Here is a 12,741-nt window from a genome sequence, read left to right as displayed (position 1 = left end):
GCGCTCAGGGGCGGGGGACATCAACGGCAGCGAGCGGCTGCGCAAGGGCGCGGGTGACAGCCTGTTCGGGGATCGCCGCGAACGCGGCGCCGAAGGTCTCGGTGGTGTAGCGCGACACCCGCAGACTCGGCGACCACGCGTTTTCTGGCAGTCGAGCCTTGCGCCGTAACTGCGACAGAAAGATTTTCGGATCAGGTAATTGCGACCAAACCGCGGGCAGGAAGGTGGCGCGCTGTCCCTGATCCTCAAGGATCAGGCCGTCGACACCGGGGCGGAGCTGGGCGATCAGATCGGCCTCCGAGGCAGCCTGGAGGCGCTCGGGGAGACTCAAGACTGAGATCTCGATGGTCAGCTCACACAGTTCATGGCGCTCTAGCGGTGCGAAGCGAGGATCCTCGAAGGCCGCGCGGTAGGCATTCTGGGCGATGTCATCGACCAGGGATCGCTTGGGCTCGAGCACGCCGATGCAGCCACGCAGCATGTCGGCCCGCTTCAGGGTGACAAAGGTCGCGCGCTGCGCTTGTAGGGTCAGCGGATAATCGGCCAGGTCGGGCACGAGCGGCCGCGCCCAACTCAGGCCCTGCATGATGGACTGCGCGGCAACCGCCAGGAGCCGGGTGCGCTGCGACTCGCGGTCGCCGACCCCGGGCACCGGGTCAGTAGAAGGCATAGGCACCATACCCCACCACCCGCTCGCGCGGACCCGTGGTGTCGCCGGAGTGTCTCAGATCGAGCGTTCGCACCTCTAAACCGCGACGCTGCGCGACCTCCAACAGGGCCCTGACCGGAATGCACCCGCACGCTTGATCCGGCCCGATGTCCTGCGGTCGCAACTGCTCAATGGCCAAGGTCGTGGCCGCATCCCGGCGGCGCGCCGTGGCGTCATCGAGATAGTGGCTGAGATCAGAGCTGATCAGGATCAGCGTCTCCGGCCCACCCCATAGCACATCAAGGACCCGCGCAACCTCGCCAGGAGCGGCATCGCCGACGACGAGGGGCACCAGATGGAAGCCATCGAGGGTCGCTTGGAGAAAGGGCAACTGGACTTCGATGCTATGCTCGAGGGCATGGGCCTCATCGCTCAGCACGACCTGGGGGAGGGTCAACGCCAGGTCGATGGCGGCGCGGTCGAGCGACACCGGACCGAGTGGCGTGTCGAATTGTCCGGCGCGGCTGGCCGCGAGGCCCTGGATGGCGACCCGATGTGCCGGGCCCAGCAGGACGACGCGGGTGATCCGTTTACAGACCGGAATCAAGGTCGCGTAGGCCCGCGCGGCGATGGGTCCAGAGTAGCGATATCCCGCATGGGGGACGATCAGGGCCTTGGGTGGTGGCGCCGCGGCGGTCACCTCCGCCAGGTAGGCCGCCACCGCTTGTTTGAGCGCCTGGGGGTCGGCTGGATAGAAGGTTCCAGCGACCGCGGGATGTCGAGCGAGACGCATGAGTCATGTCCTTCAAGCATCAGGTCCTGTTCGATTATAGACCCTCCGCACCGCTCGCAGGCGGTGCGGCGAGTCTGGTGCTCGCCAAGCGCGCGCGCAAGCGCGCGCGGCGATCGACAGCGAATCACCGGGGAGCACTCGGCGGGCGGCGGGTTGCAATCCCTACAGACTCTTCCACACTCATGCCAGAAGCACCCCAACGACGAGTGTCGGATTCAACTGGTCGGGGCGGATCACCCCGCACCGAATCAGCGGCGGCACCCGAACGCAGCGGGCCACGCAAGCCATGACGACGATCTGGAGGTGGCGATGAACGCCGAAGCGAGGCTTGGCGTGGTCCCGACGCGCTACTGGCACCGGCTGAAGGATGGACGCGTCCAATGTGATCTCTGCCCACGGCACTGCCAGCTCAAGCCCGGTCAACGCGGTCTGTGCTTCGTGCGTGCCGGGCATGAGGAGGGCGTCGTCCTGACCACCTACGGCCGCTCATCGGGCTTTTGCATCGATCCGATCGAGAAGAAGCCGCTCCATCATGTTCTGCCAGGGACCCCAGTGCTCTCTTTCGGCACCGCGGGTTGCAACCTCACCTGCCGCTTTTGTCAGAACTGGAGCATCAGCACGGCACGCGCGATGGACCGCCTCACCGACCGTGCCGACCCCGCCACCATCGCGCGCACGGCCGCCGTCCTCGGCTGTCGCAGCGTCGCTTTCACCTACAATGATCCCGTGATCGTGCACGAGTATGCCATTGCCGTGGCCGCGGCGTGCCGTGCCCTTGGCATCCGCGCGATCGCGGTCACCGCGGGCTACGTCTGCCCCGAGCCCCGTGCCGAGTTCTTCGCCGCGATGGATGCGGCGAATGTGGACCTAAAGGGCTTCACCGAGGGCTTCTATCATCGACTCTGCGGCGGACACCTGCAGCCGGTGCTCGACACCCTGGAGTATCTGGCACGGGAGACGAAGGTCTGGCTCGAGCTGACGACCTTGCTGATCCCGGGCGAGAACGACTCGGATGAGGAGTTGGAGCGCATGACCCAGTGGGTGGTCGAGCACCTTGGCCCCATGGTTCCGATGCACTTCACCGCCTTCCACCCGCTTCACAAGATGCGTGACCGGCCCAGAACACCCTCGACCACTTTACAGCGCGCGCGCGCCATCGCGCTCAACAATGGCGTTCGCTATGCCTACACCGGCAATGTCCGAGACACCACTGGAGGCCGCACCCATTGTCATGGCTGCGGTCTCCCGCTCATCGGTCGTGACGGGTATCGGATCACGACCTGGAACTTGACCCCCGAGGGCTGCTGCAGCCACTGCGCCACCCCCTGCGCCGGACTCTTCGAGGCGCGGCCAGGAACCTGGGGGGGCCGGTGCCAACCCGTGCGACTCGCTGATGTGGCGTGATCCACGATGATCCGGATCAATGCGTTTCTGCATCGTCGCATCCTGCGGGATCTGATCGTGCGTTGGATGCTCGATCGGTTGGAGCCGACGGACACCTTGAGCTTAATGCGTCTGGTGCTTTTCAACTCCGTCTACGTCGCCCGCTATCTTCCGACGCTCGGCCAGGAACTTCTTGGTCAACTGCATGCCTGTTGCCCCAGCCGCGGTTACTCGTTCGATAAGGGTGATCTGAAGGATCGACTGATCGCGTACCGCCCCGCCAAACTGCGGGGCACGACGCCAGCGGCAGTGCGGGCGCGGGCCTTGATCGACGCCTATCGTGCACAGCCGGGCCGCTTCTTCCGCGAGACCCCGTTTCGCGGCACCCTCTATTACGCGATGCTGCAGGGCCAGGACACCTATGTCGGCTCCAGTCGGATCAAACGGATCCGGCGCCTCGCTGAGAAATCCGCGCGCAAGGTCGTCGCTTGGCTCCACGACACCAGCCCGCTGCCTCGCGCCTTGCAAGAAGAGTCGCTCGCCAGGGGCGACGCCAACGCGGCGCACCCGCCATCGGCGTGCTTGGAGCACATCGAGGCCGAGCTCCTATGCTGGCTGCGCACCACCCCACAGGATCAGTGGCCTGATGATATCGAGATCAACGATCTGGCGGGACTCAAGGTCATCATCGAGCCAGACGAGGAAACCCGTTTGCTTGAGGTCCTGGCTGCATTGGGTTGCGTACTGCGCGAGCGTGAACCCCACAGCGGCGCCTACAACGCGTTGAATCTGGTTGTTGAGCATCGCCCGGATAAGGGGCGTATCCTCGCCCAGCCACTGCCTTCGAAGGTTCTCATGCTCTTTCGTGAGCAGGGGATTCCACCCGAAGCGGTCCGCCGCGCGTTCGAGTCATTCGTGCACAGCGGCGAGGACGTGGTGCAGGTCGAAATCATCTGTTCAGACTATGCCCAAGCACTCGAAGGTGAGATTGGGCGCTGCATGCACGAGGACCGCATCATTCGCCAGCGCCACCATCCACATCACAGCGGACAATTGGCCCTGAATGTTGAATTTCTGCTCGAACTGCTCTTCACCTTACCAGTCATTCCACGTGCCCACCTTGAGCAACTCCCGATTCGGCTCTGGAACCGCTATCTCCCGGATTATTTCGATGAGGTGAAACGTGGGCTCTTCCATTTACCATCGATCGAGCTGGAGTTGGAGTGAACCATCGCAAGCGCGGGTTCGGACCGACCTTCCGCTGCTCGCGCCAGCGAGACGGCCAGGGCCGGCAGGCCCTTCAACCAGCAACCCATCGGGTGCAGGTCGCGAGCCGCTGACGCAACCGGTGGCTGACCCCCTGCCCCGCCAGGTATAGACTCCGCAACCGTCCACCGTTTCCCCGCCCTTTCATCGAGGCATTGATCTGTTATGGTTCTTGCATCCTTTTCGATCTTCTTCGGCCTGGTCTTGCTGCTGTGGAGCGCGGATCGATTCGTCGAGGGCGCGGCCGCGACAGCACGACATCTCGGCATGCCGCCCTTACTGATCGGCATGGTCGTCGTCGGTTTCGGAACCTCAGCACCGGAAATGGTGGTCTCGGCGTTGGCGGCCTGGCAGGGTAACCCGGGGCTCGCCCTCGGCAACGCCTATGGGTCGAACATCACCAATATCGCGCTCATCTTGGGGGTCACGGCGATCATCAGCCCCATCGCGGTCCAATCCGGGGTCCTGCGTAAAGAATTGCCGATCCTCGCCGGGGTGACCGGCCTCGCCTTTGTCCTACTTTGGGACGGTCAGGTCAGTGACAGCGACGCTTGGATCTTTCTCGGTGTCTTCGCGCTGCTTATGGCCTGGACCATCTACGAGGGGCTGCGGCAACGCAGCGATAGCCTGGCCGGCGAAATCACGCAAGAACTGGACGCACAAGCCATGCCGCTTCCGCGCGCCCTGGGCTGGCTGGGCGTGGGGCTTGTGGTGCTGATCATCAGCTCCCGCATCTTGGTCTGGGGGGCGGTGGAGATCGCGGTGGCGCTCGGGGTGAGCGACCTCATCATCGGCCTGACGATCGTTGCGATCGGCACCTCCCTGCCCGAACTGGCCGCCTCGGTGATTGCCGCGCGCAAGGGCGAGCACGATCTCGCCATCGGCAACATCATCGGGTCGAATCTGTTCAATACGCTCGCCGTTGTGGGAATCGCTGGCATCATCGCCCCCTTTGCCGTGCCGCCTGAGGTGCTGTCGCGCGACATGTCCGTGATGGGCCTTTTGACCCTCTCATTGTTCGTGCTCGGTTACGGCGTGCGCGGTCCAGGGCGGATCAATCGTCTCGAAGGGTCATTGCTCCTGGGCTGTTTCGTCCTCTACACCAGCTATCTGATCTGGACGACCTTCGCCGTCTGAGCGACGCTCCACCCGGCCCGTCGGTTGCAGTCGATGCCATTCGGTCAGTGCGCGCCGAATCCGTTCCCACCTGATCTGTATCAGGGATTCGGTTCGCGCTGACCGTTTCATCGTTGACTTTCCGCGCGGGAAAACCCTAGGCTTCGCGGCTGATCTTTCGGTGCCCTCGGGACACATCCCCGCGGGTTAAACGGGAAGTTCGGTGCGCGGATCTCGTGCGGATCCACCAACCCGACGCTGCCCCCGCAACGGTAGACGAGTCAAGACACGGTTCAGTGCCACTGTGAGCAATCATGGGAAGGCGCCGTGTCGGAGTCCCCGACTCCGCTCGTGAGCCCGGAGACCGGCCGGATGATCGAGGTCGATCCCGATCCAACGCAAGACGGCGACACTTCCCGGGCATGGCCCCGAGGCGCGCTGAGTTGGCCGTGACGAGCCTCACACCGGGGTCGCGTGGGGCGGCTGGCCGGGACGCCTGCCCTGTCACCCTTCATGGCACCGCTCTCGCCAACACGCTCCACCGACCGCAATCGTCCGCTGGCCCTCGCGGGTGCGCTCGGGCCTTCCTTGGAGTCTGTTGATGAGAATCCCCCTGATGGCGACAGCCTTGGCGCTGCCGCTCATGCCGTGTGCGCTGGTCGCGCAAACGAGCCCCCCCGCGGTGACCCTCGACCCAGTCTTGGTCACGGCAACACGAACACCGGAGCGCGCGGACCAGACGCTGGCATCGGTCAGCGTGATTGAGCGCGACGAGATCGAACGCCGTCAATTCCGCTCAGTACCGGATGCCTTACGCGGTCTGCCGGGCGTCTCGGTCTCGGGCAGCGGCGGTGCCGGACAGCCGAGTTCGATCTTCTTGCGCGGCACCAATTCGGGACATGTGTTGGTGTTGGTTGACGGTGTCAAGGTCGGCTCGGCAACGCTGGGTAACGTCCCTCTGCAAGATCTGCCCATCGATCAGATCGAACGCATCGAGGTGGTGCGCGGACCACGCTCGAGTCTCTATGGCTCCGAGGCGATCGGGGGTGTGATCCAGATCTTCACGCGCCGTGGCGGTGGGCCACTGCGTCCTCGCCTCAGTGTCAGCGCTGGGTCCTTCGAGACGGCCAGCATCGCTGGCGGACTCGCCGGCGGCGGCGAGCGTGGCTGGTTTGACATCGGCGGGAACTTCGAGCAAACCCAAGGCATTGATGCCTGTGCTGGCCGCCCCTTCCCCTTCGCGGGCTGTGGGGTGGATGAACCCGACAAGGACGGCTATCGCAATCTCGGTGTCAGTGCGCGTGCTGGCTACGCCTTCAGTGATCGCGCACAACTCGGTTTCACGCTCCTGTCCTCGGATAACCGGACCGATTTCGATGGCTCGATCTTTTCGGGCAATCGCTCGCACTCCGAACAACAGGTCTATGGTGTCGAGGGAACCCTACGCCCGGTGGACACCTGGACCCTGATCCTCTCGGCCGGACGCAGTCTCGATCGCTATCGTGCCTTCTATGCCGAGACCTTCGTTCCTGAGCAGTTCATTGGTCTCTTTGAGACCGAACGTGACACCCTCGGTCTACAGAACGATTTCACCTGGATCCCGGGGCAGATTTTCACGCTGGGCGTGGATTATCAGGTCGACCGAGTCTCGGGAACCATCGACTATGCCCAAGACTCCAGACGCAACACGGGCGTCTATGGTCAGTATCTGGGCACCCTAGGCGCCAATGAGATCGCTGCCAGCCTCCGCTATGATGATTACCCGGACTTTAGCGGCCAAACCACCGGCAATCTGGCCTGGGGCTATCTCTTCGAGCAGGGGGTGCGGGTCTCGCTCTCCTATGGCACGGCCTTCAAGGCGCCGACCTTCAATGACCTCTACTATCCGGGTTTCGGCAATCCGAACCTCTCCCCCGAAGAGTCCACCAGCGTCGAATTGGGGGTCCTCGGCCAACTGCCCATCGGGCGCTGGGAACTGAGCCTCTATCAGACCGACATCGACGATCTGATCAGCTTCGACGCGACCACCATGGCGCCGGCCAATATTGCCTCGGCGCGCATTCGCGGATTCGAGGCCTCCGCACTGTTTGCCCTCATGGACTGGAGCCTGTCGGCGAACCTCACGCTGCTGCAACCGGAAAATCGCTCCGACGGGCCGAATCGCGGCAATCTGCTCCCGCGCCGTCCTGAGCAGATGTTCCAGATTGATCTCGATCGCGCCTTCGATCGCTGGACCACGGGGGCGACCTTGTACATCGCCGGTCGCAGCTTCGATGACCTGGCCAATCGCAACCGCCTCGGCGGCTACAGTCTCTTGGATCTGCGCGCCGAGTATGCCATCAGTCCCTCCGTGCGCATCCAGGGCCGCTTGGAGAACGCGCTCGATGCAGACTACCAAACCGCCTTTCTTTACAACCAACCCGGGCGCGCCTTCTACCTGACTCTACGCTACGAGCCTTAGAGGCCACGCGCCCGCACGCCGAGTGCGGGCGCGCGCAGGCCGCCCGGTCACGCGCACTTGGGTATACAATGCTCGACCGACTCGTCGCCGTGGCGACCTCATTTGGAGACCTCAACGCTATGACCCCTATCGCTGACTCAAGAGTCCGTATCCTGATCGGCATTGGCTTGGCCGCACTCATGGCGGCCACGCGCGGCCAACAATTCGCCCCACTGGCCCATCATCTGCCGGATGCATCACTGGCCGTCTTCTTCCTCGCGGGCTTCTATCTGCGCTCGCTCTGGGTGTTCCCGGCCCTCTTCGGCTTGGCGACCCTGATCGACCTGACCGCGACCGGCTGGGGCGGAGTCAGCAGCTATTGCATGACCCCGGCGTACTGGATGCTGGTCCCCGCCTATGGGGTCGTCTGGGGTCTTGGCCGTTGGTCGGCTGGCCGCTTTGAACTCACGCGTGCGCAGGCGCCGGCACTCCTTGGGGTCCTGCTGGTCGCAGGCGTTGGGGCCGAGGTCTTCGCCAGCGGCGGCTTCTATCTCTTCTCCGGATACTTCAGTGAACCGACCGCCACCGAGCTGCTCGGACGCTTCGTGACCTATCTGCCGGCGACGCTCTTGCACCTGGCGCTCTATGTCGGACTCGCCATGGTCGCCCACTTCGGGTTGACGCGGGCCCGGCCGGCAACACGCGCGACCGGGGCGTCGGGAGAATGACCGACGAGGCAGCACGGGAGCGCCATCGCCGACGCATGCAGCGTCAGAAGGAGCTCGTCGACGCGCGCATCGCGCGCGCCGATCAAAACTGCGGCGTCCTGGTCGTGAACACGGGGAACGGCAAAGGCAAGAGTTCCTCGGCCTTTGGCATGGTGGCGCGTGCCCTTGGCCACGACCTGCGAGTTGCCGTGGTCCAATTCATCAAGGGCAGCTTCGCGACTGGAGAAGAGGCCTTTTTCCGTCGCTTCCCGGAACTCGAATACCATGTCATGGGTGAAGGCTTTACCTGGGAGACCCAGGATGCGGAGCGCGATCGGGAGTCCGCGCTGGCCGCTTGGGAGAAGGCCGCGGGATTCTTAGCCGATCCCGCGATCGACATGGTCGTCATGGACGAACTGAACATCGCCCTGAAGCTCGGCCTCGTTCCGCTCGACCAGGTGCTGGACGCCTTGCAGAACCGCCCGACGCATCAGCATGCGATCGTGACCGGACGCGCCGCGCCAGCGGAACTGATCGAGATTGCGGATACCGTGACCGAGATGCGTCCGATCAAGCATGCCTTCGACGCGGGGATCATGGCACAGAAGGGGGTCGAACTCTGAGCCGGCCAAGCTCCGACCGTTTCCTCAAGGATCGGGAACGGTAAGCGGATGCGAACCCTGATCCTCGGAGGCGTCCGTTCGGGCAAGAGTCGGCTCGCCGAGCAGCTGGCTCACGCCAGCGGCCAGCCAGTCGTCTATGTGGCAACCGCCCAGGCCAAGGATGCCGAGATGGCGCAGCGGATCGCCGCGCATCGCGCCCGCCGCAGCCCAACCTGGCGCCTCATTGAAGAGCCATACGCCTTGGCCGAGGTGATTGCGCGCGAGGCGGGAGCGCAGCGCTGCGTGCTGGTCGACTGTGTGACCCTGTGGCTGACGAACTGGCTGATGCGCGGGGACGACGATGCCCTCGCGGCGCAGATCCGCGCCCTCCTCGAGGTCGTGACCACGACCGCTGGAACCCTCATCCTGGTCAGCAACGAAACCAATCTGGGCGTCATCCCGCTCGGCGAATTGTCGCGCCGCTTTGTTGACGTCGCCGGTACCCTACATCAAGACCTGGCCGCGCGTTGCGATCAGGTCATCCTTACGGTCGCCGGGATCCCATTGACGATCAAGGAGTGCGAAGCATGAGTGAAAGCCTCAGCTGGCTGACACAGCCCTGCCTGCCGATCGATGCCATGGCCGCGGACGCGGCACGCCGGCGCCAGGACCACCTGACCAAACCACGTGGATCCTTGGGACGTCTCGAGGAGCTCGCCATCCGCCTGGCGGGGTTGCAGGGGACCCCCAATCCCACGTCCGATCCCGTTCAGATCCTGCTCTTCGCCGCCGACCATGGGGTCGCGGCGGAAGGGGTCTCGGCATTCCCCCAAGCCGTGACCGTGCAAATGGTGCGCAACATTGCGGCTGGAGGCGCGGCGATCGCGGTCCTCGCGCAAGCCCTCGACGCACGGCTCGAGATCCTGGATGTCGGCATGGCCACCGACCCGGGGCCCATTCCCGGCGTGCGCCCCGAGCGGATTGGTCCTGGCACCGCCAATCTCGCCCGCGCCCCCGCGATGACCGATGCTCAACTCGCGGCGGCGATGAATACGGGACGCGCGGCGGCGGAACGCGCACTCGACGGGGGAGCCCGGCTCCTGATCTGCGGTGAGATGGGCATCGGCAACACCACGCCAGCGACCGCGCTGACCTGCGCCCTCTTGGATCAGCCCGCCGAGGTGATCGTCGGCCCTGGCACGGGACTCAGCCCAGAGGGCGTTGCGCACAAAGCGGACATCATCACGCGCGCGCTGGCACTGCATGCCTCGGAGGGTAGCACGCCGACCGAACTCCTCGCCCGACTCGGCGGCTTTGAGATCGCGGCGATGGTCGGGGCCTTGATCACCGCCGCCCAGCGCGGTCTGCCCATTCTGGTCGACGGCTTCATCGTCAGTGCGGCGGCCCTGGTCGCGGCGCGTCTCCAACCCGAGTTGCGTCACTGGCTCCTGTTTTCCCACCAGTCCGCGGAGCCCGGCCATCAGCAGATCATCGCCGCACTCGAGGGCGATCCCCTGCTCGATCTGGGGATGCGTCTCGGCGAGGGCAGTGGCGCCGCCGTAGCCGTTCCCCTCCTGCGGTTGGCCTGTGCGCTCCATCAGCAGATGGCGACCTTTGCCGAGGCCGGAGTGAGTGAAGCGGACGGCGCCCTCGACTGATGCAGGATCAGTTCGTCGAACTCTTACGTCACGGCGAGGCCGCCGGCGGCGCCTGCTTTCGCGGTGGACAGGATGACCCCTTGAGTCCCGCGGGCATGGAGCAGATGACACGCGCAACCGCCCAAAACCCGGGCTGGAACGCCGTTTTCTCCTCCCCTGCCCGACGTTGCCATGCGTTTGCTCAGCAGCTGGCAGCCGCACATGACCTGCCCATCATGACCCTACCCCAATTGAGCGAGCGGCACTTCGGGGCCTGGGAAGGACTGACCGCGAACCAGATCCCAGCCGCTGACTTGATCCGTTTCTGGGAGGACCCGATCGACTATACCCCACCGGGCGCGGAACCCTTCGCGTCCTTCCGCCAACGGGTCCTGGGCGCCTGGGACGCGGTGCGGACCGCTGGGGCGGCCTATCCCTTGGTCGTCACGCATGGCGGCGTGATCCGCGTGATCCTCGCCGAGGTCTTGAGCATGCCCGCCGCGGCGACGATCCTGCTCGAGGTTCCACCAGCCTGTCTGAGCCGTGTGCGCGTGCCACCCTCACCGGGACGTCCCAGCCTCATCCGCCACGGTTGCGCTTGAGGCGAGGGACCGCGCATGGATGTCCGACCCTTCTGGCTCGCCGGTCGTTTTCTGACCCGCTGGCCATTTCCCGAGCCCGCCGAGATCGCCGCACAACACGCGGGACAAGCCGTGCCATGGTATCCGGCGATTGGACTTCTCTTGGGGCTGACGCTCGTCCTCGGCCTCTTCGTCTTGGAACCGGTCGATGCCGGCGTTGCGGCAGCCGTGATCCTGCTTCTGTGGGTCTGGTCGACGGGCATCCTGCATCTGGACGGCCTCGCCGACAGCGCCGACGCCTGGATTGGCGGCCTCATGAGCCGCGAACGCACCCTCGAGATCATGAAGGATCCGCGCAGTGGCCCCGCCGCCATCACCGCGATTGGGCTGGTCCTGATCGGGAAATGGTCTGGACTCCAGGCCCTGATCGCCAGCGGCCCGAGCGTCCTCCTGATCCTCATCCCGATGCTGGCGCGCGCCCTTCTTGCGCTCTTGCTGCTCACCACCCCCTATGCCCGTGACCAAGGCATGGCCAGCGCGGCGCTCGCCCACCTGCCACGACGACCCGTCTGGATTGCGGTGGTCCTGAGCGGGATCGCCTGCGTCCTGATCGGCGGCTGGATCGGGCTGGGACTGGTCGGCCTGAGCGGCTTGCTTTTTTTGAGCCTGCGCCGTCTCATGCTCCGCCGCATCGGGGGCTTCACCGGCGACACCGCCGGCGCCCTGGTCGAGATCTCCGAAACCCTGCTGCTGCTCGCCATGATGGTCCTGCTCGCCTGGTAGCGCACGCGACCCCCGCGGGGGTCACCATTCCAGTTCGGCTGGATCACGAGGGTGGTGGTTGCGCTGAATCTGCTGAACACGACCATCGGCGAGCCGGATGATGCGATCGGCCATCTCCGCGATGACGGCATTGTGGGTGATGATCACCGTCGTCGTGCCCAAGTCTCGGTTGATGCGGCGAATCATCTGCAACACGCGGATCCCCGTCTTGGAGTCCAGTGCACCAGTCGGTTCATCACATAGCAGCAGGGACGGTCGTTTCGCAACCGCGCGGGCAATGGCGACACGCTGTTGCTCACCACCGGAGAGTTGCGAGGGGAAATGGTCGAGCCGCTCCCCAAGACCCACGAGATCGAGAGCCTCCTCCGGTGCGATCGGATGCGCGCTGATCTCGGTGACGATGGCGACATTCTCACGCGCCGTCAGACTGGAAATGAGGTTGTAGAACTGAAAGACGAAACCGACATGACGGCGCCGAAAGGCCGTGAGAACCTGATCGTTCGCCCGGCTCAAATCCTGGCCGAGATACCGCACCGAGCCTGATGTGGCGCGATCGAGACCACCCAAGATGTTGAGCAAGGTCGATTTGCCTGATCCCGAGGCGCCCAGCAGGACAAGAAGTTCACCCGCTTGGAGATCCAGATCGACGCCGCGCAGCGCCTGGATTAGAACCTCGCCGACCCCGTAGGATTTGGTCACGCCACGCACCGCGAACACGACCTGTCCAGCGAGTTCTGAATCAGGCTTGCACCCACGTTCCGAGCGTTGGTTCGGGCTGGACATC

The 12,741-nt window shown here is 64.7% G+C and carries 13 protein-coding genes and 1 riboswitch; of the genes, 10 read left to right on the top strand and 3 right to left on the bottom strand.

The window, feature by feature from the left end; translation table 11 throughout:
- Window positions 1–4: 4 nt before the first annotated feature.
- On the bottom strand, window positions 5–670 hold the full coding sequence (amrA, locus tag CKO25_RS00360; RefSeq protein ID WP_242467237.1) for an AmmeMemoRadiSam system protein A: 666 nt from the start codon (window positions 668–670) through the stop codon (window positions 5–7).
- Window positions 657–1,442, bottom strand: coding sequence for an AmmeMemoRadiSam system protein B (amrB, locus tag CKO25_RS00355; protein ID WP_200385926.1), 786 nt, complete (start codon window positions 1,440–1,442; stop codon window positions 657–659). Before amrB ends, amrA begins: the two co-directional genes overlap by 14 nt.
- A 309-nt stretch (window positions 1,443–1,751) precedes the next feature.
- Here amrB and amrS point away from each other — a divergent pair, with 309 nt between their 5' ends.
- From amrS to CKO25_RS00305, 10 genes are all read left to right on the top strand, one after another.
- Window positions 1,752–2,846 (top strand): AmmeMemoRadiSam system radical SAM enzyme, encoded by a 1,095-nt coding sequence (gene amrS, locus CKO25_RS00350; protein WP_200385925.1) that lies wholly within the window; start codon window positions 1,752–1,754, stop codon window positions 2,844–2,846.
- Window positions 2,847–2,852: 6 nt separating this feature from the next.
- Window positions 2,853–4,052 carry a hypothetical protein gene (locus tag CKO25_RS00345; RefSeq protein ID WP_200385924.1) on the top strand — a complete coding sequence of 400 codons (1,200 nt, stop codon included), beginning with the start codon at window positions 2,853–2,855 and terminating at the stop codon, window positions 4,050–4,052.
- A 204-nt stretch (window positions 4,053–4,256) separates the two neighbouring features.
- Window positions 4,257–5,228, top strand: a complete 972-nt coding sequence (locus tag CKO25_RS00340) for a calcium/sodium antiporter (protein ID WP_200385923.1) — start codon at window positions 4,257–4,259, stop codon at window positions 5,226–5,228.
- Between the two features lie 141 nt (window positions 5,229–5,369).
- Window positions 5,370–5,594, top strand: a riboswitch (cobalamin riboswitch).
- A gap of 214 nt (window positions 5,595–5,808) precedes the next feature.
- A complete protein-coding gene (gene btuB / locus CKO25_RS00335; RefSeq protein WP_200385922.1) occupies window positions 5,809–7,668 on the top strand; it encodes a TonB-dependent vitamin B12 receptor in 1,860 nt (619 codons plus the stop codon).
- Window positions 7,669–7,787: 119 nt separating this feature from the next.
- Complete coding sequence (locus CKO25_RS00330) at window positions 7,788–8,375, top strand: hypothetical protein (RefSeq protein WP_200385921.1); 588 nt, start codon at window positions 7,788–7,790, stop codon at window positions 8,373–8,375.
- On the top strand, window positions 8,372–8,977 hold the full coding sequence (gene cobO, locus CKO25_RS00325; protein WP_200385920.1) for a cob(I)yrinic acid a,c-diamide adenosyltransferase: 606 nt from the start codon (window positions 8,372–8,374) through the stop codon (window positions 8,975–8,977). The genes CKO25_RS00330 and cobO overlap by 4 nt, the downstream gene beginning before the upstream one ends.
- A 48-nt stretch (window positions 8,978–9,025) precedes the next feature.
- Window positions 9,026–9,547 (top strand): bifunctional adenosylcobinamide kinase/adenosylcobinamide-phosphate guanylyltransferase, encoded by a 522-nt coding sequence (cobU, locus tag CKO25_RS00320; RefSeq protein ID WP_200385919.1) that lies wholly within the window; start codon window positions 9,026–9,028, stop codon window positions 9,545–9,547.
- Complete coding sequence (gene cobT, locus CKO25_RS00315) at window positions 9,544–10,614, top strand: nicotinate-nucleotide--dimethylbenzimidazole phosphoribosyltransferase (RefSeq protein WP_200385918.1); 1,071 nt, start codon at window positions 9,544–9,546, stop codon at window positions 10,612–10,614. The genes cobU and cobT overlap by 4 nt, the downstream gene beginning before the upstream one ends.
- Entirely contained in the window at window positions 10,614–11,195 is a 582-nt protein-coding gene (locus CKO25_RS00310; protein ID WP_200385917.1) for a histidine phosphatase family protein, read from the top strand. The genes cobT and CKO25_RS00310 overlap by 1 nt, the downstream gene beginning before the upstream one ends.
- A gap of 15 nt (window positions 11,196–11,210) precedes the next feature.
- Window positions 11,211–11,957 (top strand): adenosylcobinamide-GDP ribazoletransferase, encoded by a 747-nt coding sequence (locus CKO25_RS00305; protein ID WP_200385916.1) that lies wholly within the window; start codon window positions 11,211–11,213, stop codon window positions 11,955–11,957.
- Window positions 11,958–11,978: 21 nt separating this feature from the next.
- Here CKO25_RS00305 and CKO25_RS00300 read toward each other — a convergent pair whose 3' ends face one another.
- Window positions 11,979–12,740, bottom strand: coding sequence for an ABC transporter ATP-binding protein (locus CKO25_RS00300; protein WP_200385915.1), 762 nt, complete (start codon window positions 12,738–12,740; stop codon window positions 11,979–11,981).
- Window position 12,741: the final 1 nt, after the last annotated feature.

Source organism: Thiocapsa imhoffii (assembly GCF_016583985.1).
Lineage (GTDB): Bacteria > Pseudomonadota > Gammaproteobacteria > Chromatiales > Chromatiaceae > Thiocapsa > Thiocapsa imhoffii.
The sequence above is the reverse complement of the archived record's forward strand: the minus strand, read 5'-3'. Positions and strand labels throughout refer to the sequence as shown.